A 23744-nucleotide genomic window follows, 5' to 3' on the forward strand; every position below is an offset into this window, starting at 1 on the left:
CTAAATGGTTGCCTTGAGTGCTTGCGCTGACTCGTTTAGTTGTTGAGTACCAGAGCGGATCTGGCTAATGCCACTGGCAGTTTCACGCGCAGCAATATTCAGGTCATTCATGGCAGAGACAATTTGCTGAATAGCGATCGCTTGCTGGTTGATATTGAGTGAAATCTGTTGACTGTTGATCACAATGTTATTCACTGCAACTTCTACACCCGCAAAGGATTCTGACGTTTCCTGGGCAATTCGCGTCCCTTCTTCCACAGTTTTAGTGCCTTCATGGGTGACAACGACAGTGATGCTGATGGCAGATTGAATGTCGCCTACCAAGGTACCGATCTTTTCGGTTGATTTTTTGCTCTGGTCTGCTAGTTTGCGAATTTCAGCAGCGACAACGGCAAAACCTTTACCATGCTCCCCTGCCCGAACTGCTTCTACAGCCGCATTTAACGCCAGCATATTGGTCTGACTTGCCAACTCGCCCACCAAACCAGAGATACTGCCAATCTGCTTGGTTTGTTCATTTAAGCGTGTGATATGCTCCGCGATCGCTCCGACTTTCTGCTGTAGGGTTTCCATGCCCTTGAGGGTGCGTTTTACAGCTTCCGCACCGTTACCTGCAAGAGCCAACGCCTGCCGTGCGCCTGCTACCGCCGATTCTGCCTGTTCGGCTGACTGCTGCGATGAGGCTCCCAATTCATCGATGGTGATAGTGGTTTGATTGACAGAACTTGCTTGCCGAGTCGCAGTCCGTTCTTGCTGCTCAACCGCAGCGGCGATTTCATTGGTGGAGGCAGCCATTGTTTGAACAATTTGAGCAATTTTGCCTGTCAACGGTTTAGCAATTTTGTTGCTCAGAAAAAATCCTAATAAGATTGCCCCTAGAGGCCCAGCAATAATCCCAGTAAGCACCCAACCTGTGGTCAAGCGGGTATCGTCACTGGCGGCTTTATTTGCATCTTCAGCAGTATCCTGATTAATTTTGATCAGTTGCAACAATGAGTTAGTTGCCGCCGCAAAGGAAACATCATTTTTGACAACCGCATTTTGTCTGAGTTTTGTCAGTCGATCGGCAGCAGCGATCGCCACCTTCATTTCTGGAGAATTTTCTCGCTTCTGGCTGGTCAATTCCAGCTGTCTGGCTGTGGGGTTTACAACACCTAACCGGGCAAAATCCTGGTAAGCCTGAAGATAGGCGGCATGATCCTGCTTCCACGTCTGCCACTGTTGCTTAAACGTCTGATAGAGTTTGTCTTCGTCGGGGCCGCGAGGCGTGCTTTCATATTCCTCAAGACCTGCGTCAATCTGCTTCCAGGCTGCCTGCATTCGATTTAACTCAGACTGTTTGGCTGCGGAAGGTAGTTCGGGGTTGATAATCGCTCGCTCTGCCGACTGGATCTGGGTCTGCCCTTCATTAACTCTCCACAATCCGTCAATGCTGGGGAGGCTGTTATTACTGAGGGTGTCGATATGGTTGCTTAATTGATGAGCGCCCCGCCAGCCGAAAAACCCTACGACCAAAACGACACCGCCCATCAGCAAAAACGATCCCATCAATCGTCCATGAAGAGACATATTTTTTAACATAGCTGTTACTCCAATACATTTTTAGACAACGGCTTTGAGTTCTTGGGCGGCATCATTCAGTCGTTGGGTGCCGGCTTTAATTTGACTAATGCCAGAGGCGGTTTCCTTAGCAGCAATATTAAGCGAGTTCATGGTTTCTACCACCTGTTGCACTGCGATCGCTTGTTGATTGGAAGTAAGGGAAATTTGTTGACCATTTATGGCGATCGTTCTGATGGCATCCACAATCTTTTCTACGGTTTTCGTGCCTTCATCTGTGACAATAACGGTGGAATTGGTCGATTTTTGAATGTCTAAAACCAGTACATTAATTTTTTCAGCCGATCGCTTACTCTGGTCTGCCAGTTTGCGAATTTCGGCAGCAACAACCGCAAAGCCTTTGCCATGTTCCCCGGCTCGCACGGCTTCTACTGCCGCGTTCAGCGCTAGCATATTAGTTTGACTTGCTAAGTCACTAACCAGGGTGGAGATCGTGCCGATTTGATTGGTTTGTTCGCTGAGATGGAGAATTTGGGCAGCAATATCGCCTACTTTCTCGCGTAGACTCGATTGGCTGAACTGACCCTCTTGAGTGCGACCGTCTACCAGCAACAACACCTGCCGCGCCCCTGCGGCTGAGGATTCTGCTTGTTCGGCAGACTGGCGCGAAGAAGCCGCCAATTCATCCATTGTCGTGGTGGTTTGGGTGACAGAAGTGGCTTGTTGGATGGTGGCGCGTTCTTGCTGCTCGATTGTCGTGGCAATTTCGGTTGTAGAAGTGGCGATCGCGCTGGCAGAGGCGTTCATCTTGCGGGAAGTGCGGCTAATGACCCAGATGCCAATTAAAATAGATAGCACCAGGGAGAGTCCACTAGCTAACATCACCGTGAACTTAAGGGCATTGAGCGCCTCTTGTAGCTCTTTCGCGGCGGTTGCAAAAGTCTGATCTTCTCGCTGCTGCATTTCTCCAATCATGTCTACGACATCCTGCCCTTGATTGCGGGAATTTCCCTTACTCCAGCTTTCAACAGCTTCTTTGACTTTGCCGCGATCCACATTTGCCATCACGTTATCGTCAAAAGCAATCTGTTTATTGAGCAGTTCCTCCAGTTTGGTTAAAGACTGTTGTTCCTGTTGCGATCGGGCAAGTGTCATCAGTTTTGCTAAAAATTCCTTGGAATCCTTTTGAGTCTTTCGGTAGCTCTCAAGCGATTGCGGATTTTGTTCTAACAAATAGCCTCGATTTGCCTTGGAATTACTTTGCACGCTAACAGAAAGATCGTCAAGTATTGAGTTAATGTCATAAGAAGTCAATAAATTTTCTGACCGTTGGTTCACCGTGTTGATATTGACGATCGTCGCTCCGGCAGAAATTAACAATGCCAGCACGGGAACTGCATACCCGCCAATAATCCAGTATCTTAGTCTCCAGTTTCGTTTGCTTTCCATTTTGCGATCTCCTGTAAGTGGATAAGTTCGAGAATTTCCAGATATTGCTATTACACAATTTTGGATTTTAGATTTTAGATTTTAGATTGACCCCATCAAGCTACGGTATACACACAAGTCTCTTAATCTGCACCTTTGTTGCATCGACTTGCACCTTTGTTGCATCGGCTTGCACCTTTGTTGCATCGGCTTGCATCTTTGTTGCATCGGCTTGCACCTTTGTTACATCGACTTGTACCTTTGTTGCATTGGCTTGCACCTTTGTTACATCGACTTGCATCTTTGTTGCATGGTTACGCAGTAACTTGAAAAAACTAGTGGTCTATCGCATTAATTTTGAGGGATAAAAGAACGAACCGCGAAGACGCAAAGTACGCGAAGGAAGAAGGAAAGAAGAGAAATTGAAAAATTTATCTACTTCTCAGAATTAATGGGACAGACTACTAGTAGGCTTCACAGCAAGAGGAAAGGGCCATTTCCCCCTGCCCCCTGCTCCCAGATCCCTGCCCCCTGCCTCTGACTACACAACACTTTGTAGCTTATAAGCTGCATCATTGAGTTGGTGAGTGCTAACGCGAGTCTGACTGATGCCGATGGCTGTCTCTCTAGCAGAGCTATTAAGTGCATTCATTGCTTGTAAAATTTGCTGAACCGCAATCGATTGCTGGCTAGCGTTTAGCGAGATTTGCTGAATATTCAACACCATCCGGTTGACGGACTCGGTGACACTGGTAAAGACCTCTACTGTCTGCTTAGTTATTGCCGCGCCCTGTTGAGCAGTTTTTGTACTTTCATCTGTCATCACAACGGTTGAGTTGATGGCGGATTGAATGTCATTCACCAGCACATTAATTTTTTCAGCCGATCGCTTACTCTGGTCTGCCAGTTTGCGAATTTCGGCGGCGACGATTGCAAAGCCCTTCCCCTGTTCCCCCGCCCGGACGGCCTCTACTGCTGCATTTAGCGCTAGCATATTGGTTTGATTTGCCAGGTCACTCACCAACCCGGAAATACTGCCAATTTGCTTAGTTTGTTCGTTCAGGCGCAGCATCTGGTCTGCTACCGCAGTGACTCTGTGGCTCAAAGCTGCCATTCCTTCCAGGGTGCGGTTGAGTGATTGATTGCCTTGATCTGCCAAATTTAAGACCTGTTGAGCGCTGGTTGAGGCAGTGGATGCTTGCTGGGCAGACTGTTGAGCAGAGGCGCTGAGTTCGTCCATTGTAGTAGTAGTTTCGCTGACCGAGGCTGCTTGTTGGTTGGCAGTACGCTCTTGTTGCTCAATTGTGGCGGCAATTTCAGCCGTCGAGGTGGCGATCGCACTGGCTGATTCATTTATCTGTCGAGCAGTGCGGCTAATTACCCAGATGCCAGTCCAAACCGACAACAGCAAGGAAAGTCCAGTCGCGGATAGGATGGTTAGCTTGAGCGTATCGAGCGCTGCTTGTTGTTGCTTGGCAGCCAAAATTACATTCTGGTCTTCTCGGCGCTGAACTTCATCGATCGCACTTGTCAGGTCATCAACCAGACTGCGGGCATTTTCGTTACTCCAGGTTTCAACAGCTTCCTGAACCTTGCTTTGATTCACTTTGCCAATCAAATCATCCTCGACAACCATTAAATTATTTAGCAGCCCCTCTAGCCTGTTTAATGACTGTCGCTCTTGCTCCGTTCTGGCAAGCGACATTAGCTTTGATAAAAGCTGATTGAAACTTCTTTGAGATTTTTGGTATTCGTCAAAGGATGTCTGATTTTTTTCTAACAAATAGCCCCGAACTGACTTAGAACCTCTTTGGACATTCGTGGCAAGGGCATTAATCGCTGAATTAACGTTATAAGAAGAAACTAAATCTTGCGCTCGCTGACTCACCAGATTGATATTAATAAATATCAGCCCCGCAGAAATTATCAATGCCAGAATGGGAACCCCATAGCTGCCCATAATCCAGTATCTCAGTTTCCAATTTCGCTTACTTTGCATCTTGTTATCTCTTGTGAATGAATGAGTTCAAGGATTTCCCAATATTTCTATCATTTGTAATCTTTGCGATCGCACTTTTGAATCAACGAAAGATTGCACAACATTCCGAATCTCATCAACGATCTGCTTGGCTTTATTGGAACGAAACCTAATACCATTTCTTTGTCTGACTTTTCACGTTATGTAGAAAAGTTAACGATTGACCTAACCCCCTAACCCCCTTCCCGACGCGGGAAGGGGGAAAATTCAAAGTCTCTCTCCTTTTAGGAGAGAGATTTAGAGAGAGGTTTTCCACATACTGTGAAAAGTCAGATTTCTTTGTGAGGCTGCGCCAAACCCTTTTAACTTCTTTCTTTGTGTCCTTTGCGTCCTTTGCGGTTCGTTTCTCATTCGTATTTCTTGTACTTCAATATGATTTAGCGCACCTTCATACAGAATTGGTATAACCCTAGATTTATGGGCGTTAGACTTCTTCATTCACAACCAACACCTCTGAAGTGAGCAATTTAGACAAATTGATGATGCTCATCATCCGATCGCGATAAGGTGCGACACCCTGGAGATAGTCGTCTTTGGCAGAATTCAGGGCAATTGGAGGCGTGGTCATTTGGGAGGGATGAATATACGTCACATCAAAAATGTCATCGACGGCAATGCCCGCCACTCGTCGATCCAGACGCACGACAACGGCTTGCTGATGCAATCGCACCCCATTCATGGGCAGATCGACCACGTTATTGATGTTAATTAAGGTGACAATTTCCCCCCGCAAGTTGATGTTGCCAACAATGTGCGGCGGACAGCAGGGAATTGGAGTAATCTTGTGAATCTCGGTAAACTCATGCACCGTTTCCAAGCCAAACCCAAAGTACTCACCCCCCAACCCCACAACCGCTAAAGGCAAAAGCGATGTCGAATCCTCCTCATCAATCGAACATCGGAGAGCTTCAGTTCGCTCTTGCAAAATCTGTCGCTCCTGCGAATCGAAACGAGCGTATAAGCCCTGATTTAGGGCTGAATCAGAGGGGTGTTTTAGTGCGTCATTGACTGAGCCGTTGTTAAAATCAGAATTTAGATTGAAAACAGTCTCTATAAAGGCGTGTTGCACTAACAGTTCGGGATTGAGCAATGTAACGATGCCCTCCTCAACGTTGGCAATGCCAGTCACTAATCCATCCGGCAAACTCTCTTTCGATCGATCGCAAACATTGGCAGCGATCCGATCGGGTGCGATCGCTTGCACACTGTCCACTTGATTGACGATGATTCCGATTCGTTGAGTTTGCCACTCCAGGACAATCATGCTGTCAGTCAATTGAAAAGGGGGACGTGCTTGTTCTAAACGGCGATATAAATCCATCACGGGCAGAAACTTCCCTCGCAGGTTAATCACGCCTAAAATTGTGCTGGGAGTTTCCGCGATCGCAGTCACTTCTGGCAGAAAGAAGAGTTCTTGCACGGCTGTAGCCGGAATGCCATAGCGTGAATGATTGAGTTTAAACATTAAATAAGATTCATGGCTCATAACTAGTTGAATTTAAGTGCTTAAGAACGTGTGCTTTTAGTTCAGCAGGGGTTTGCTGGTTATGGGAATCGATCGCTTGTTGGGGTAAATTTTCCAAAATTTCTAGAAGCGATCGCCAGGTTTTTTGAGCCTGTTTTTCATTTCCCTCTCGTTCGTATATAGAACCCAATTCCAGGTGAGCAGTAACAGAATTAGGAGCCAGATAAATAATCCGTTTTAAGAATAATTTGGCGCTGTCGCGTTCTCCTTGCTCTTCGGCAATTTGAGCCAACAAATGATAGGGTTCGATTGCCAATGGATCGATCTGGAGTGCCTGCTGACACGCCTGATTTGCCTGGGAGTAATCGCCAAAATTCGCGTAAGCTTCTGCCATCAAACAATATGCCTGAAAGTGTTGGGGGACAAGAGCAATCAGTTGTTCCGCTATTTGAATGACATCGGCATAAGCTTCTTGAATTAGCGATTCCTTAGCTGCATCTAAAAGAGTTTGAGTGTTTGCGCTCGCGTCGAACCCCGTTTCCAAGCTTGGCAGAGAGGGGTAAGAAATTTCGGTTTCCCTGCTCTCAATGGCAGCAGGTGTTATGGTATTTAAGACTTTGCTCTGCTCGTCTAGTAAAGTATGCTTTTGATAAACCGCAGATTGCGGAAAATTTTTGACTTGAAACGGTTCAGTTTTTTGCCCGTGTAATTCCGTGTGGCCTGTGAGCAGAAACCCTCCCGGTGTCAGAGAGCAGTAAAACTTGTCTATAACTTGTGCGATCGCGTTGAAGTCAAAATAAATAAACACATTGCGGCAAATAATCAAATCGAAATCGTGAATGCTAGAGGCGTAAGCCGGATAGTTATCCTGCATCAGGTTTCCAGGTTGAAACGTCACCATTGCTTGAATAGCAGGATCGATTTTCCAACCTTGTTTGTGGGAACGAAAGTAGCGATTTTTGATTTCTGGAGTGGTTGTCCGAAAAGACCAATCGCTGTAAATTCCTTGTTGAGCCAGAGCGATCGCGGGTTGATTAATATCTGTGCCCAAAATCAGAATGTCCCATGTCTGATTGTCAGGAATTAGTTCCTTCACCAGAATGGCAAGTGAGTAAGCTTCTTCACCAGTCGAACACCCAGCACTCCAAAGCCGTAATGTCGGCCGATAAAATTCTCCATTAGCAGGGTTGCGCTGAGTTAAACTAAGTACAGTTTTGCGCTCGATTAACTCTGGGAGCAGCTGATTTTTGAGCAGCGACATCTGCCCCTCATCCCGAAAAAAATAAGTTTCAGTGACAGTGAGTAAAGAGATTAGTTCTTGCCACTCTCTCGCAACAGTAACTAATTGATTTCTTGCCACCAAGAACTGATAGTAATCATTGAGCGAGCATAATCCCAGCACTCGGATGCGAGTTAAAAGATTTTTCTTTAATGTATTTTGATAGTGTGGCTTGATGTGAATGCCGAATATATCAGCAATCAGAGCAACCATCTGTGACAAACTAAAGTCATCACTGTGTTGAGAATTGGATTCAAATAAAATGGGGCGATCGCCGATCGTTTGATTCATCACTACATGATTTTCGAGCCGATACGCTTAGGTTTCCCATTTCAATCTCTTGATTCGGATTTGTATGATATTTGGTATTGAATTGAGATATAAGTAAAAGCCTCTATAGTCTAAAAAACCTTGCTGTATATAAGTTGTAGCGAATCAGCTTTTTAAGGTTAACCCGGTTTTCTGTTCCATTGATGATGCTGTTGGCGAAATATTGCTTAACATTTCAAAACCCTTGTATACCTAGCTTTTCCCATTTATGTAAAACTTTTCTGACTGTTTGTGCAGGTAAGAAAAAAAATCGGCGGACTAATAGTCTTGTCGCCGAAGTCATCAATGTTTTAATTGCTACTGTTTTGTCTGGCTATCAATTCAGATTTATGACTCTCAATCGCTTGGAGCATTAGGGCTTTGTACATCAATATCAGATGAAGCTAAATTAGGAATTTGCCAGTTGAGTTGCTCGGCTTTGAGTACTTCAATCAGTGCGGTTGGAGCAATGAACTCAAGTTCTTGGGTGTTAGGATTAGTTTTAGCAACCAATTGAGTCCCATCTACAATTTTTAAAATTGCTGGCTCTCCGATTGGCAGATTTAGCCCAGCGACTTTCGCATCATTTGGCAGGTAAATCGCGTCACAATCCCAGTCTTCATCTGTAGTTTCGCCATTACCGAGATAGTAAAGAGCGTTTGGAGTTGAGTTTTCAGGTTTCCGAGCATAGATAGCTAATGGTTTCCCCGTTTCATTGCGACATCTAGCCCAATCCTCTGAAGTCTCCATAGTCTGTTTTTGCAATTCTAAAGCAGCGATTTTCTGCTGTAGTTCTTCTGCGGTATATCCCAACTGTTCTGGATTATTACTAACTTGCATCAGACTATTAAGCGTTTGAACAACTTTTGGATAGTCAGGGCTATCTTCAGAAATTTTGTCTGCCCATGAAGGTTGAGCTACTCCTATAGCGATCGCAAACAGCAAGATGATTAAAATAATTTTCCCAGGTTTCATAAACTTCCTCTTTTCTCTTTTGTGAAAGCATCATTTCTTAGCGAAAATTTGCTTTGAATGCGAAGACCGTAGATATATCTTCAACATATTGCGACTGACTAATAAAATCAAATACTCTTGATTGTCAAAACCATAAATTAAAGTAATTACTTGACAAACTGGGCAAACATAAGCATAAAATTTTCTCTTGACTCCCCCTGCCAAAAGATTCATACACGACTCAATGGCATCCGAAAGCAGCCCTACCGCTCCTGTTAGTAGGTAAGCCCCAAATTTTAAAGCAATAGTCACGACTGCTGCTTTATCACCAATGCCGATCCATGCTATTCCTCCGGCGAATTTAAAGGCATAATCTAATTGTGGTCTAATTACAAACTTTCCTGTTTTGCCGATGCAGCCTAGCTTACTGTTAGCTCCAGCCGCAGTCAGTCCTTTAGAAAACTTATAACTTTGGCTGGAGAACACGATAAATAGCTTGATTACCAATGCTGACTAATGCTAGCCCTTCGGAAAAGTTAGCAGCAAAATCAAACTGTAGTGGAATAATAAAATTACCGACTTTATCGATATAACCCCATTAATCACGGTACAAAAACCAACGACTTGCTATTCCCTGATTCAACAAAAGCAAACATTCTTAACACAAGGTAGAACATAAGATGGAATCCACACAAGACAAATGGGCATTAGTCACAGGTGGGAACCGAGGCATTGGGTTTGCCATCGCTCAAGGTCTACTAGCAAAAGGCTATTCGATAATTATCACTTCGCGATCGCTTGATAACGCAAAACTTGCGGCCCAGAAACTTCAACCAAAGGTAATTCCTATCGAATTGGATGTCACTGACGATGAGTCTATCAATCAAGCAGTAAAAACCCTACACCAAAAGATCGATCGGTTAGACGTTTTGATCGATAATGCTGGCGTGTATCCAGACAAGGATGTAAATATTCTTACCATTGACCGTGAGTTACTTGATTCCACAATGAATGCCAACACCTTTGGCGTAATTCGGATGGTGCAAGCATTTTTACCCCTGTTGGAAAAATCCCCTGATGCTAGAGTTGTTAACGTTTCAAGCGGATATGGAGCACTAGAAGGCTTGTCTTACGATGTCCCAAGTTACTGCCTATCGAAGCTGGCATTAAATGGCGCAACGATTATGCTTGCACAAGCATTACACTCCAAAGGAATTGTTGTCAATTCCATTTGTCCGGGGTGGGTCAGAACAGATATGGGTGGTTCATCAGCACCCCGTTCGCCAGAACAAGGAGCCGACACTGCAATTTGGCTGGCTACTGATGCTCCACGCAATATAAGCGGTAAGTTTTTGCGGGATCGTAAAATAATTTCTTTTTAGGCGTTAATTGTCGTTATAGTTTTTTTTACATAAAAAAAGCATAAATCTTTTATGCCTCGAAAAATCCCACCTTCATCCCACTCTACTCTTGAAACTTCACTGACTTTCTCAATTACATATTCGACGATGCCGAACCTATCTAGAAAGTAAGTTATTTCGATGTCACAGCAGCCTATGACATTCTCAGAAACTGCGATGTAGAACTTGGCAAACAAGACTTCCTTGGTCAGCTTTAATCGGAGCAATATCTAACGCAATTTTTTCGATAATTTCCGATCGAAACTTGCTTTTTTCGATCTTGCTTGGGTTAGTAAAAAATAGACTTCTTGGCATTGTAGGGAAAAGTTTTTTCTTCTTCAAGATTTACTTTTTTCTTTCTCAGTAATTACACTCACTTAATTATGTAAATTAATTAGTAAAATATAAAACTAGATTAAATTCAATATATGTTCGGTTATGAATATGATTTCGTTTAGACCTTTGATTTTGATTATAGGCATAAGTATTGGTTTGCTGCCTCTGTTGTCCAACTGGCGAGTCCTTGCACAAAATCAATCACAAAACATTGAGCTAAAAGTTCATAGTGAAAACGAGCAAAAACAAAGCTGTCCAGACAAAGTGATTGTCACTGAAAAAGCCCATCCTTATCAAGAAGGCAGTTTTTCAACAGATGGCTCTGTTAACCTGAGTGCCTATGCCAGTAACATCTCTGTTCAAGCCAGTAATAGTTTTAGTGTTACATGGGTTGGGACGCTCAAGCCGAGATATGCCAAATGCTTTGCATCTGCTGGAATGACTAAGGTTGATGGACAAGCCTACTCTGAACACCTTAATTATTTACGGATGCACTTTGTTAAAGGTAAGGTTTACTTCATCTTAGATTTGGCTGGTGGCTCCGATCCTAATGATTATCCTCTAGTAGTGCTAAAAAACAGTTTAAAGAAAAGCAATCCTACCTGGACTTGGGGTGGTAGTGACTAAAGGTCATACTGTCACTCTGAAAAAAGAGGGATAAAAACCTTCGATGTCAAGTCGCAACACCTAATGTGCAATTACCTTAACCTCTCACGGATGGGCTATTTCCCATAAGTGGGGTAGCATTGCTTGAAACTTTACAGCTATTTTCAGGTAAATAGACCGCGCGGTAGGGGCGCAAGGCCTTGCGCCCCTACGACAGGTGTGGTTCAAATACATGAAAACTGCTGTAAGTCAAAAGTGGGAGCAAATTGTTTAATTATGCTCCCAAATTGTAGGCTTCATTCAGTTTGCTTGCTGACTCTTCTAATAAGCGTTGTTCGCGAGCATTTATTGGTAACAAAAAGAATCACTGTTACTCATTTACGCAGTAGCACTAAAGCATTTACTACGTCTGCACCCACATTACCTGCACTAATGACACCGACCTTTGATGTTTTGCTACTCATGCCATATCTACTTTTGGCGTTGCTGAATCAAGGGATGATTCTTGTAGGGTGGGCGACACGAGCGCCCTGAAATACAAGGGACGGGCAAGATGCCCATCCCACAAAACTAGCAAAATCATCCCGCAAATATGCAACGCCCTACTTTTTTGTATAGGGCATCTGTGCTAACCTACAAACTGTGAACAAGCGGTTGATAATTAGATATGCGATGTTTGACGACAAGCCGCTCTGTATCTACGCATCCTTTGGAAATATACTTTTTCAGCAACTTACCCACAATCGAAATACCTTGCTCAATCTCCTCTGGCGGGAGACAGAAAGTCAGACGCATCGCGGGATAACCCTGCTTATCGGGGAAAAATGCCGAACCGCACGCCAGGTAGACATTTTGTGCAAAGGCTTCCTTACGAATTGTCCCAATCGGAATATCATCTGGTAACTGTACCCAGAGAAATAATCCACCCGTGGGAACTGTCCACCGGATCTCTTCAGGAAAATAACGCTCCAAAGCTTGCAGCATAGTATTACGACTTTGCAGATTATCTGTGCGAAGTCGGCTGAGGTGACGGCGGTAATGCCCTGAAGCGAGATATTCGCTAACTATTGTTTGCGAAATACTGGATGTGTGCAAGTCATGGAGCAGCTTCCGCTCAATAATTGCTTGATAATGCTTACCTGTAACTACCATATAGCCTACTCGTAAACCAGGCATTAAAGTTTTAGAAAAGGTGCTTAAGTAAGTCACCAAATTATTTTTATCTAAAGCTTTAATTGGCGCTGGCACAGCATCGAAATTTATGCCTTCATAAGCATTATCTTCTAAAATAGGACACTCATATTTTTCGGCTAATGCTAATAATTGTTGACGATGAGCTTGTGTTGTCGTCAATCCTGTAGGATTGTGAAAAGGAATCAGACTGGCACGGGCACATTTCTTGTTGGCGTGCTTACGATCCAATGACAGGACGTTCTGCCTGTTTTGGTTCTGAAAAAGAAATGCGAGTTTGGATTGATAAATGTTATTACAGATAAAAACTTTTGCCAATAGATATGACAAATAGACACTGCTGAAACTTTGAAAGTTGAAAAGTCGCTAGGAGACTTTACCAAATCCGCCGCCTCCAGGAGTTTCTATCACAAAAACATCCCCAGGTTTCATCTCTACTGTTGCTGTGCTGTCTAAATTCTCTTCAATTCCATTCTGGCGTTGTATCCAATTGCGTCCCACAATCCCGGCTTCCCCACCATTTAATCCAAAGGGAGGGACAACCCGATGTCCAGAGAGAATATTAGCTGTCATGGGTTCTAGAAAACGGATGCGACGGACAACTCCATTACCACCGGAATATTGCCCTTTACCACCGCTATCGGGACGAAGACTAAAGCTTTCTAAAAGTACAGGATAACGGGTTTCTAAAACTTCTGGATCGGTCAAACGGGAGTTAGTCATGTGAGAATGAACACCATCAGTTCCATCAAAATCAATTCCTGCACCCGAACCACCGCAGATAGTTTCATAATATTGATATTGCTCATTACCAAAAGTAAAATTATTCATCGTTCCTTGAGAAGCAGCCATGATACCCAAAGCGCCATATAAAGCATCGACAATAGTTTGAGAAGTTTCGACATTACCCGCTACTACTGCTGCTGGATAAGTTGGATTCAGCATACAGCCAACCGGAATAATAATTTCTAAAGGATTAAGACACCCAGCATTAAGTGGAATATTATCATCAACTAAAGTACGGAAGACATATAATACTGCTGCTTGAGTTACAGCTTTGGGAGCATTAAAATTACTATTTAGTTGCCAAGAAGTTCCAGTAAAATCGATGGTAGCACTACGGTTTTCTGGGTGAATCGTCACTTTAACTTGAATTTGTGCCCCATCATCCATTTTATAAGTAAATGAGCCATCCTTGAGAACTGCGATCGCACGTCTAACAGACTCCTCAGCATTAGCTTGCACAAAGCTCATATAAGCTTGAACAGTATCAAGTTCGTATTGTGAAACCATTTTACGAAGTTCTTTAACTCCCGTTTCATTTGCGGCAATTTGTGCTTTAAAATCAGCAATATTTTGGTCAGGGTTACGAGCAGGATAAGTATGATTTGAGAGATGCTGTCTTACTGGGATTTCTCGAAAGTTCCCCTCTTCAACCAAGAGAAAATTATCAAAAAGAATTCCTTCTTCTTCTACTGTGGTACTGTGTGGAGGCATAGAACCGGGAGTAATTCCACCAATATCTGCTTGGTGTCCGCGAGAAGCAACAAAAAATAGGGGAGTGGAGAATAAAGTATTTTCACTACTTTCCAAAAATACAGGGGTAATTGCAGTGACATCAGGAAGGTGTGTACCGCCGTTATAGGGGTTATTAGATAGATAGACGTTTCCCGGTTTTAGAGTGTCGCCTTTATCGTTAATTAAACTGCGGACACTTTCACTCATTGAGCCTAAATGTACGGGAATATGGGGGGCATTTGCTACTAGTAATCCCGATGAGTCAAAAATAGCGCAGGAGAAATCCAGCCTTTCTTTGATATTTACTGATGTGGCCGTATTTTGCAACACAATTCCCATTTGTTCGGCGATAAATTGATAGAGATTTTTAAAGATTTCTAAGCGAACAGGATCGGGTTGAGATGTTGTGTACATTTTTAATTCGTATTTGTTCAAATTCAATGAATTACTTAACATTTGCTGATATAAGTTGAGTTAAGCAAAGTGCAACCCAACACAAAACTTGATTGATGTTGGGTGTCACTTCACAGATTATGTTCTCGACCTATAAACCTCATACATTAAGAGGCTACCTGCTACAGCAAGATTGAGAGAGTCAACCGCACCTACCATCGGAATCCGAACAAGATGCTGGCATAAGTCTCGCTGTTCTGTGGTTAGACCTTGGCGCTCCTCGCCCAGGAAAAGAAGAGTAGAATTGGGATAATTAAACTGATGAAATTCAGACATCCCATCTGGTAAAGCACCAATAACAGGACAGCGGTGGTTCTGTACCCAGTGACGAAGCGCAGAAAAGCTTGTGCGTACAAACTTCTGGTTAAAGAGCGAACCCACAGATGCCCGAATAACATCGGGAGCAAAGGGATCTACGCTATCTTTGATAAAAATAAACCCAGCACCGCCAACAGCTTCGGATGTGCGAATCAAGGTTCCGAGGTTTCCTGGCGAGCGAACAGTTTCAAGAGCCACCCAGCACAAATCAGGTTGTGGCGAGATATCACGCAGCTTGAACCAGCGCTGACGAACAATTGCACCAACTCCAGAAGCACGTTCGCTCAGGGAAATACGTCGAAACTGTTCGGGTGTAAGGCTGATGCAAGGAACACCAGAACGCCGAGATTGCCGAACTAGTTTCCGTGCTAAAGGTGCTGTGAGCAGTTTCTCACTAAATGCGATCGCTGAAATATCAAAATCGTTGTCAATTACCTTTACAAAGTTACGCACACCTTCGATATAGAACAATCCAGAGGCGTCACGATGTGCGCGGTCAAATTGGAGCCTTTTAACTTCGGTTAGCGTAGCCTCGACATCTAACCGTTCATGGCTGGAACTATTAACACCAGCCATCCTCCTTCAGCAGAGCTACTTGGCTCTCTAGATAAAAAACTTGAATTAGCATGAGATATTGCGGAAACTATACCGCAGACATCAACTTCACTGCGATCGATATTAGCACATCTTTTTTCTAAGTCATACCATTTCTTTGTGAGGCTGCGCCAAATTTCCTTTCTTTCTTTCTGTCCTTTGCGCCCTACCCTGCGGGAAGCCGCTGACGCTCCTTCGTCGCTACCGCTTCGCTAATGCGTCTACGCGGCTCGTTTCTTATATAGTTTGGCGCATCTTCATACAGAATTGGTATCAGGTGTATTTAATTTTCCATCTAGACAAAGCTAGCGAATTTCCGAAGGAAGAGAAGATAAATTTAACATTGAAAATCTCCGAATATTTTTCTGGAACTTAGTATTTTCGGTTAATGAAATTAAATCATAAATCTCTATCTAAGACGTTGTAAAATTAAATGATTACGTTCAGTTAATCTTGCTTCCCAATTTGGTTCAACTACAATCGTGCTAATTTTTTCGATAATTATTGCAGGGCCATTAATACTATCTTCTGGTTGTAAACCTTCGCGCCTATAAACAGGAGTATCATGCCATCTATCAGCAGTAAACATCCTTACTATCTCAACCGCTTCGGTAGCTCCAGCTATAGAACGTGTACGAGTAATTAAGGGTTCTTCGGGAGTCTCCATTTTCTGAATTACTTCTACTGAGACGGATTCCATAATTAAAGTTTTATCTAATTGAATGAAACCATAACGGGATTTATGTTCATCCTCAAATTCTTGCCGCATCAATACCACATCATCGGCAAAGTTAACGGTTAAAGTAGAATTAGTTCCTTCATATTTTAAGTTGACTTTTTGAACTATTTCTGTTTGAGCATTAACTTCATTTATTTCACTTCTAGCTTGAGTTTCTAAATATTCCATTAACTGGTGTAATTCAGGAATTAATTCTTGGGTTAAAGGCTGTTCTACTCCTCCTTCTCTAATCGCCCGGACATCAGCTAATCCCATTCCATAAGCAGAAAGAACACCAGCATAAGGATGTAGAAATATCTTTTTCATTCCCAAGGTATCGGCAATTAAACAAGCAACTTGTCCGCCTGCGCCGCCAAAACAACAAAGCACATATTGGCTGACATCATAACCCCGTTGCAGACTGATTTTTTTAATTGCATTCGCCATATTTTCCACTGCGATCGCAATAAATCCAGCCGCTACTTGTTCGGGAGTAGAATGATTTAATGTAGCGGTTTGAATATCTTGGGCTAATTGTGTAAATTGCTCAATTACAGTATCTTTATCTAAAGGTAAATTGCCATCAATTCCAAAAACCGAGGGAAAATATTGTGGGTGGATTTTGCCTAACATCACATTAGCATCAGTAACCGTCAATGGGCCCCCGCGTCGGTAACAAGCAGGGCCAGGATTTGAACCAGCAGATTTAGGGCCAACACGATAACTATAACCATCAAAAAAGAGAATTGAACCGCCTCCAGCCGCAATGGTATTAATTGCTAATACGGGAACTCGCATCCGCGCCCCAGCAATTTCTGAATCTAATTGTCGTTCATACTCTCCTTTAAAGTGGGCGACATCTGTACTTGTCCCTCCCATATCAAAGGTAATTACTAACTCAAAACCTGCTCTTTTACTAGTTTGAACTGCGCCGACAATACCGCCAGCCGGGCCGCTTAAAATACTATCTTTTCCTTGAAATTGTTCGGCTATGACTAAACCGCCATCAGATTTCATGAACATTAATTTGACGTTGGGTAACTGATTCGCTACTTGGTTAACGTAGCGACGCAGAATAGGAGTTAAATAAGCATCGACTACTGTTGTATCTCCTCGGCTAACCAACTTCATTAACGGGCTAACTTGATGGGATACGGATATTTGAGTAAAGCCGATTTCTTGGGCAAGCTGGGCTATTTGTTGTTCGTGTTTAGGATAGCGATCGCTGTGCATAAAAACAATCGCACAACTCCGAATTCCTGTGTTGTAAACTGCTTGTAAGTCATTTTTGACTTTTTGAATATTTACAGAGGTTAATTCATTGCCATGAGCATCATAACGTTCATCTATCTCAATTACCTGCTCATAAAGCATGGTTGGTAAAACAATATGACGGGCAAAGATGTTAGGACGGTTTTGGTAGCCAATTTGTAGTGCATCTTTAAACCCTTTGGTAATGAAAAGAACGACGCGATCGCCTTTCCTTTCTAACAGTGCATTTGTTGCTACTGTTGTCCCCATTTTTACCACTTCTATCGCTTCATTAGGAATAGACTCGTTGCTAGCAATACCTATGATATCTCGAATACCTTGAATGGCTGCATCTTGATAGAGTTCGGGATTTTCTGAAAGTAGTTTGTAGACTATAATCCATTGCTGATTAGGCAGAGAGACAATTAAAAAACGTTCAGGATGTTTTGAAACTCCATCGATAATTGCTTGATTATTAGTAACAGCAACAATATCTGTGAATGTACCACCACGGTCAGCAAAAAACTTCAACATTACTCTGTTTACTCGACACTATAGAAGTAGCATAACAATAGAATTTGGAGTGTTTATACTTCCTCAATTTTAAGTTTTGATTTTCAGCTAGTGAGGCGGGTTAGCGTAGGCGTAGCCCGCACTTCTCTACCAGACGCTACGCGTAGCTTGCTTCCACGTTCGCGGAGCGTGCCGTAGGCAAGTGGTACGACAAAGCTCAGTGACCATCGTAGACATCGCTACATTGAACCCAGGCATCCCTTCTGATAAATTGTAACTATTGCAACCAGTAAATTTAAGTATTCTTAAATTTATTCATAATCATGCTATTATAAAACCAATATCAAATCGGTTCTGGTGGGGATCAGCCATCAGACGCAAGGGGGAAAGTTCGGTGTAAATCCGTCGCTGTCCCGCAGCTGTAATGAAGCTTATGCCTCAAAGTCAGAATGCCCGCCGAAAGTAACAGACAAACTTACATCTGCGAGGTACAGGTGAACATTTCCATAAATATTTCAAAGATACATCAGTTTCACGCTTTCATAGTGCCAGCGATACGCCACGGACTATTCATGGCTATGAAATTATAGGCAGTTTATTGATAGTTAGAATTGTGCTTTAGTGTAACTGTCATTTACGCTATTTTTTCCCTAGCGTGAAAGCTTTTGCAACATCATTTGTGCCAATTTTACTCAATAGCTATGTTGCAGTTGCACGACTGCGACAACATGTCATATCTGCGATTCGGACTTAATCCTACACACTTCAAAATTAATGCTCGACAAACAACATAGTTTATTTGTTTGCACGACCTGCGCCAGCGTCTGGCAAGATGGTAAACGAGTTGGTGAAAGTAAAGGTGAGCAACTACTATTACAGCTTCAGGAACTTGCAGAAGATTGGGAATTGCGAAATAAATTCCTCATTCAAGGAGTTGAATGCATGAGTGCTTGTAACCATTCTTGTGTTATTGCCTTTACAGCAGAAGGTAAATCAACCTATCTCTTTGGTGATTTACCAGTCGACACTAGTGCATCTGATGTTTTGCAATGTGCTAGTCAATATTATGCTAAACCCGATGGTTTATTGCCTTGGTCAGAACGACCGGAAATTTTGAGAAAGGGTATTTTGGCAAAGATTCCACCACTAAATAAGTGGGCAAAATTAAACATAAGTTGTTGTTAATTGATGATTGGGTAAAATTTTTCAGTTTCTAATCTCTAGTACCTAAATCATTAATCTTAAAAGGAATAGAAAGTAATGCAAATAAAAACAGCAAGATTAGGCGATCCTTACATTGGTGAAAACCGGGAAGTGAAGAAACAAAAGTCTTATGGGAGGAAGTGAATGCGACCCTCCAATAGTGTCTGGCAAGGAAATTTTGGCTACTGGCAAAACAGCTTTATTCATAATAATCTGCTGGTAATCGGCTACACAGGATGGCAGGGATTTCAGTCATTTGGGCGGGGAGTTGTCATTTGTGATGTGGATACTAAAGTTACTCACCCTACAAATACAAGTCTTGATACAGTTCCCTTCACCCTGCAATTTCTACCCTCCGATCTGATTAGGTTCTACTTGCGCTCGTTTCAGGATTGTGGAACTATATCGCAATCAATCTGCTCATCCATGATTTCATCAATTTTTCCAGCAGTGGCAACATACAATCCCCATCAAGATATTCTTCTAGTGCTAAAAGCTGATCCTCAGATTGAGGTTAATTTTTTACACCAACTAAAAATTACTCCAGCCGATTGCTACGAACAAGTTTGTAAACGATGGTCAGAATTTAAGCCAAGCTTAATGCCCTAAAACTTACTTTATTCCTCAATGCTCAAGCCAAAATCAAGCAAGATTCCGAAACCAACTCGCTACCAAAATGCAGCGATAGATTATTACATTGGACTCACAAATTCCGACTATCTCCATTACGGGTATTGGAAGCCACTACCTACTCAGGATGAAGAATTAACTCTAACTCGTCTGCGTGTGGCGCAAGCTGCATATACAGCCAAACTTTTGAGTTTTATCCCAGAGGGGACAAAAACTGTGCTTGATGTAGGCTGTGGGATTGGAGGTAACGCAGCATATTTGTGCGATCGCGGTTTCACTGTTGAGGGACTAGCACCCGATGCACTTCAGCAAGAAAGATTTATTCAAAATACCAACGGTCAAGTACCTTTTTACTTAACGAGATTTGAAGATTTTCACAAATCATCCTCCTACGATCTGATCTTATTTAGCGAAAGCAGCCAATATATTACTGCTCTCGATTTAGCTCAAGGTGCGGCTCGTTTACTAGATAGTGGTGGCTACCTGCTGCTTGCAGACATGATGCGTTTCGATACCGAATACCAAGAAGGTATTTTTTCTAATTGTCATATCGCCAGTGAACTCCAGATAGCGTTGGAACAATCTGGATTTAATTTAATCAAGACTGAAGACATTTCAACCCATATTGCGCCAACGATTGATTTGTGTGTTGATAACTTCCGTACTTTTGGACTGACAACAGTTAAATATATTGCTGATGTTGTGGCGATCGCTGTCCCTCCATTACACGCACTTGGTCGTTTAGCATTTAAGCGTTGGTTGGAAAAACCGATTACGGAAGGTTTAGCAGCACGGGCAATTTTTGAGAGCCATCTGCGTTATGAAATCCAACTTTGGCAGTTATCAAAAAAAGTTTAATCAAAATGACCCCAGAAATAAATACCCAAGATTGGTAACAAGCAGCAACTAAACACAATCATTTACCACACCCGAAAATGGGACACGGATACTCATTACAATTTTTATTTTTGCTTTCAAAATGTTGAAAATTAAATAGCTTGCTGGTTTAGCGGAATTACAATTACAAATTCTGTACCTTGTCCAGGAGCAGAAATACATTTTAATTGTCCCTGATGTTTTTGGGTGATAATCTGATAACTAATAGATAAACCTAATCCCGTACCTTTTCCAACTGGTTTAGTAGTAAAGAATGGTTCAAACAAGTGTTGTTGTACGTTTTCTGGAATGCCTAGACCATTATCAGCAATGCTAATAACTACCTGCCTTTCGCTAGTGAGTTTAGTATGAATCCGAACTTTTCCTCTGCCATTAGTTATTTGTCCCTGTTCGCGTAGCGTCTCCCTTGGGAGAAGTTCTGATTGTCGCAAACCTTGGCTTATACCTCTCTCTTTGTCTTCTACAAATGACGGATTACTAATGACTAATGATTCTTCAATTGCATCGATCGCATTTGCCAGAAGATTCATAAATACTTGATTCAGTTGTCCAGCATAACATTCGACTAATGGCAGGTCGCCGTACTCTTTGATAACTTCAATTGCTAGATTGTTAGGTTTAGGCTTGAGGCGATGTTCCAGAATCAGCAACGTACTATCTATACCCTCATGGATATCCACAGCTTTCATCTCTGTTTCATCTAAGCGGGAAAAGTTTCGTAGAGATAGGACGATTTCTGTGATTCTTTCAGCACCAACTGTCATAGAAGTTAGCAAGTTTGGCAAGTCTGCCATCACGAAATTTAAGTCGATAGCTTTTGTTTCTTCTTGAATTTCAGCTACTGGGTCAGGATAGTTTTGCTGATATAATTGCAACAAACTAAGTATATCTTGGATATATTGATTCGCAAAAGTGATATTGCCATAGATAAAGTTAACTGGGTTGTTGATTTCGTGCGCTACACCTGCTACCAACTGCCCTAAGCTGGACATTTTTTCACTTTGCACCAGTTGAGATGCTAGCTGATTTGCCTCTTGGCGCAATTGTGCTTCTGAGTATCGCAATATATCCTCTGCTTGTTTGCGCTGGGTAATGTCGTGGAGAATGACGACATACTCCTCAAAATCCTGATGGGGCCGGTCTGAGATGGAAACTTCCAGGATTTGGTTTTTCCCATTGCGGAGTAAAGTTTGTTCGCTGCGCTTTGCCCACTGGTCTGGATAGCAGACTAATGCGGGTAGCCATTTGTTGAGGTGATTTCCTGGCAACTCAGAGGGGTTAACACCAAAGAAAGATTCAGTGGCTGGGTTAGCCTGCTGGATAATGCCTCGATCGTCCACGACTAAAATACCATCCTGGGCAACAGTAAACAGGTGTTCGGCAGCTTCTCGTGCTTCTGCGATCGCCACCACTTGCGGTAAACTTGTCCAACAAGCGATCGCTACTCCCACAAATGCCACCGTCATCAGCAGCACCACAAATAGATTTTCACCCCCCGAACTCGAAACTTTATTAAGTTTGTCACCAAATAACCAACCAACTCCCACTGCGCTACACAGTAAAAAAATCAGGATGCTCACCTGGAGAACTACCGAATCTTTGATAATTACCACAGGGCGCGTGCGATATCGCCGCATCCACCAATTGGGATGAAATGGAGGGAAGTTCGCGCGGCGAATCACTGCATCTATTCCCATGACACCAATGGGAAATAATAGCCCAATTAGCAAGTTGAGCCAACCCCAGGCAAGTCCCCCCACCACTAGTACCACAACTTCTAACAGCAAAATTCCCAAAGAGATGCGAGGGAACAAAACTTCCGGGCGATCGCGCCGCAGCCAAAGCCCCAAATGGAATAACATAAAGGAGACAAACCAACCGATGTTACCAACAGCTACGATTCGCGCTACATCTCCCCAAATTAGATAGATAAGGCACAACACTAGTGTCAATGTCAATGCTGGGACAAACACACCGCGACGCGATACAACGGAAAATACTGGTGAGATGTGGTTATCTAAAGCCAGCTGATACAAAATTCGAGGGCAATTAGAAACAACCGTTGCCGAACCTAAAAGACAAGCAGCCACCAGCAAAAAGGAAACACTTATAGCCGCCGATTTTCCCCAGAAGGGCTGGGAAGCCGCCACAAGATTCATAAAAGCATTGTCTTTGAGGTTTGGATCTGTTGCTAACCGCATCACTACCCAAGACCCCCCTAAAAAGATGGGTGGCATCATCCAAGCTGCAAAGTCTAGAAAGCGTAGCGTCTGGGTAGGGTGACGGCTATCGGCGACAAAAGAAGAAGCCGTTTCACAGCTATAGGTTGCATAGGTGACGAAAAAGAACCACTTCGCCCAATCCACAAAGCCCAAAGATGACCAATTGCTAGGAAAAAACCCAGGACTATCACTAGAAAACGCTAACCAGCCAAGACCCTGTACGCAAAAGGTAATTAGCAATCCAAAGGCTGGAATTACAAAAAACAAATGTAAAATACTCAGGGCGCGAGTACCACTAAACGCCACGATAAACGGCAATAGTGTAAAGCCAATATCCAGAAATATTTCCGGACAGCCAATACCCAGCGCCTCCAAATTCACTTTAATTAAATCTCTGAGTACGATTGTATTAACTGCTAAGTAAGAAACCCAGTTGAGGAGGTATCCAATTGCTGCATAGCGAGCTAGTCCGGGGTAGTTTTGCAGCAGCTTGGTAGCATAGTTCGGTGTTCCTCCAGCCACGTTCATAAAATGCATACCCAAGCGTTTTACCTGGTAGTTGAGCAGCATTCCGAAAATCACCGCAGGTATCCAGACAAAAATAGCTTGGGAACCGAGATCGGCATGAATTGCTGGAACTAATGCTGTCCAGGAAATATGAGCTGTCAAACCAAAGCCCCAACTTTCAACAGCACTCAGGCTTCTAGTCAAGCGAGGGGAAGAAGATTGGCCCAAAGTGGCATGAGCAGGATGGGACATGATTGGCAGTGCTGAGTGAGATACTGTAATTAAGCTTATTAGCTAGAGTTCCCATCTCCTATATGTTCTGAACAGATTTATGAAATTTATAACTACTGCTAT

General features: G+C 43.1%; 19 protein-coding genes, 1 pseudogene and 1 riboswitch. Of the genes and pseudogenes, 6 read left to right on the forward strand and 14 right to left on the reverse strand.

The window, feature by feature from the left end; translation table 11 throughout:
* The 9 genes from V7L01_RS05990 to V7L01_RS06030 all read right to left on the reverse strand — a co-directional run bounded on the left by V7L01_RS05990 (position 1) and on the right by V7L01_RS06030 (position 9622).
* The gene (locus tag V7L01_RS05990; protein ID WP_335032810.1) at positions 1-1581 is read right to left on the reverse strand and encodes a methyl-accepting chemotaxis protein; all 1581 of its coding nucleotides are present in this window, start codon (positions 1579-1581) and stop codon (positions 1-3) included.
* A gap of 21 nt (positions 1582-1602) precedes the next feature.
* A complete protein-coding gene (locus V7L01_RS05995) occupies positions 1603-3009 on the reverse strand; it encodes a HAMP domain-containing methyl-accepting chemotaxis protein (protein WP_335032812.1) in 1407 nt (468 codons plus the stop codon).
* Between the two features lie 100 nt (positions 3010-3109).
* The gene (locus V7L01_RS06000) at positions 3110-3289 is read right to left on the reverse strand and encodes a hypothetical protein (RefSeq protein WP_335032814.1); all 180 of its coding nucleotides are present in this window, start codon (positions 3287-3289) and stop codon (positions 3110-3112) included.
* A gap of 240 nt (positions 3290-3529) precedes the next feature.
* Complete coding sequence (locus V7L01_RS06005) at positions 3530-4987, reverse strand: methyl-accepting chemotaxis protein (RefSeq protein ID WP_335032816.1); 1458 nt, start codon at positions 4985-4987, stop codon at positions 3530-3532.
* A 463-nt stretch (positions 4988-5450) separates the two neighbouring features.
* Positions 5451-6512, reverse strand: coding sequence for a chemotaxis protein CheW (locus V7L01_RS06010; RefSeq protein WP_335032818.1), 1062 nt, complete (start codon positions 6510-6512; stop codon positions 5451-5453).
* The gene (locus V7L01_RS06015) at positions 6502-8061 is read right to left on the reverse strand and encodes a CheR family methyltransferase (protein WP_335032820.1); all 1560 of its coding nucleotides are present in this window, start codon (positions 8059-8061) and stop codon (positions 6502-6504) included. Before V7L01_RS06015 ends, V7L01_RS06010 begins: the two co-directional genes overlap by 11 nt.
* A 375-nt stretch (positions 8062-8436) precedes the next feature.
* The gene (locus V7L01_RS06020; protein WP_335032821.1) at positions 8437-9054 is read right to left on the reverse strand and encodes a hypothetical protein; all 618 of its coding nucleotides are present in this window, start codon (positions 9052-9054) and stop codon (positions 8437-8439) included.
* Between the two features lie 30 nt (positions 9055-9084).
* On the reverse strand, positions 9085-9519 hold the full coding sequence (locus V7L01_RS06025) for a WG repeat-containing protein (protein ID WP_335032823.1): 435 nt from the start codon (positions 9517-9519) through the stop codon (positions 9085-9087).
* A complete protein-coding gene (locus V7L01_RS06030) occupies positions 9497-9622 on the reverse strand; it encodes a WG repeat-containing protein (protein WP_335033181.1) in 126 nt (41 codons plus the stop codon). The genes V7L01_RS06025 and V7L01_RS06030 overlap by 23 nt, the downstream gene beginning before the upstream one ends.
* A 91-nt stretch (positions 9623-9713) precedes the next feature.
* Here V7L01_RS06030 and V7L01_RS06035 point away from each other — a divergent pair, with 91 nt between their 5' ends.
* The 3 genes and pseudogenes from V7L01_RS06035 to V7L01_RS06045 all read left to right on the forward strand — a co-directional run bounded on the left by V7L01_RS06035 (position 9714) and on the right by V7L01_RS06045 (position 11396).
* Entirely contained in the window at positions 9714-10415 is a 702-nt protein-coding gene (locus V7L01_RS06035) for an SDR family NAD(P)-dependent oxidoreductase (protein ID WP_335032825.1), read from the forward strand.
* A gap of 161 nt (positions 10416-10576) precedes the next feature.
* Positions 10577-10651: pseudogene (locus V7L01_RS06040) on the forward strand (DUF1993 family protein); the annotation flags it as partial.
* Between the two features lie 220 nt (positions 10652-10871).
* Positions 10872-11396, forward strand: coding sequence for a hypothetical protein (locus tag V7L01_RS06045; protein ID WP_335032827.1), 525 nt, complete (start codon positions 10872-10874; stop codon positions 11394-11396).
* Between the two features lie 612 nt (positions 11397-12008).
* Here V7L01_RS06045 and V7L01_RS06050 read toward each other — a convergent pair.
* The 4 genes from V7L01_RS06050 to V7L01_RS06065 all read right to left on the reverse strand — a co-directional run bounded on the left by V7L01_RS06050 (position 12009) and on the right by V7L01_RS06065 (position 17952).
* On the reverse strand, positions 12009-12797 hold the full coding sequence (locus tag V7L01_RS06050) for an aminotransferase-like domain-containing protein (protein WP_335032829.1): 789 nt from the start codon (positions 12795-12797) through the stop codon (positions 12009-12011).
* Between the two features lie 135 nt (positions 12798-12932).
* Positions 12933-14498 (reverse strand): hydantoinase B/oxoprolinase family protein, encoded by a 1566-nt coding sequence (locus V7L01_RS06055; protein ID WP_335032831.1) that lies wholly within the window; start codon positions 14496-14498, stop codon positions 12933-12935.
* A 117-nt stretch (positions 14499-14615) separates the two neighbouring features.
* Positions 14616-15431: a TrmH family RNA methyltransferase gene (locus tag V7L01_RS06060; RefSeq protein ID WP_335032833.1), complete on the reverse strand. Its 816-nt coding sequence runs from the start codon at positions 15429-15431 to the stop codon at positions 14616-14618.
* A gap of 427 nt (positions 15432-15858) precedes the next feature.
* Entirely contained in the window at positions 15859-17952 is a 2094-nt protein-coding gene (locus tag V7L01_RS06065; RefSeq protein ID WP_335032835.1) for a hydantoinase/oxoprolinase family protein, read from the reverse strand.
* A gap of 311 nt (positions 17953-18263) precedes the next feature.
* Positions 18264-18406: riboswitch (cobalamin riboswitch) on the forward strand.
* A 299-nt stretch (positions 18407-18705) separates the two neighbouring features.
* On the opposite strand from V7L01_RS06065, the gene V7L01_RS06070 reads away from it, so the two are divergent.
* The 3 genes from V7L01_RS06070 to V7L01_RS06080 all read left to right on the forward strand — a co-directional run bounded on the left by V7L01_RS06070 (position 18706) and on the right by V7L01_RS06080 (position 20622).
* Positions 18706-19116 (forward strand): DUF1636 domain-containing protein, encoded by a 411-nt coding sequence (locus tag V7L01_RS06070; protein ID WP_335032836.1) that lies wholly within the window; start codon positions 18706-18708, stop codon positions 19114-19116.
* Between the two features lie 162 nt (positions 19117-19278).
* Positions 19279-19743 (forward strand): hypothetical protein, encoded by a 465-nt coding sequence (locus V7L01_RS06075; protein WP_335032838.1) that lies wholly within the window; start codon positions 19279-19281, stop codon positions 19741-19743.
* 18 nt (positions 19744-19761) lie between these two features.
* Complete coding sequence (locus V7L01_RS06080; protein ID WP_335032840.1) at positions 19762-20622, forward strand: class I SAM-dependent DNA methyltransferase; 861 nt, start codon at positions 19762-19764, stop codon at positions 20620-20622.
* A gap of 131 nt (positions 20623-20753) precedes the next feature.
* Here V7L01_RS06080 and V7L01_RS06085 read toward each other — a convergent pair whose 3' ends face one another.
* Positions 20754-23642, reverse strand: coding sequence for an ATP-binding protein (locus V7L01_RS06085; RefSeq protein WP_335032842.1), 2889 nt, complete (start codon positions 23640-23642; stop codon positions 20754-20756).
* Positions 23643-23744 lie beyond the last annotated feature (102 nt).

Source organism: Nostoc sp., assembly GCF_036917095.1.
Lineage (GTDB): Bacteria > Cyanobacteriota > Cyanobacteriia > Cyanobacteriales > Nostocaceae > Nostoc.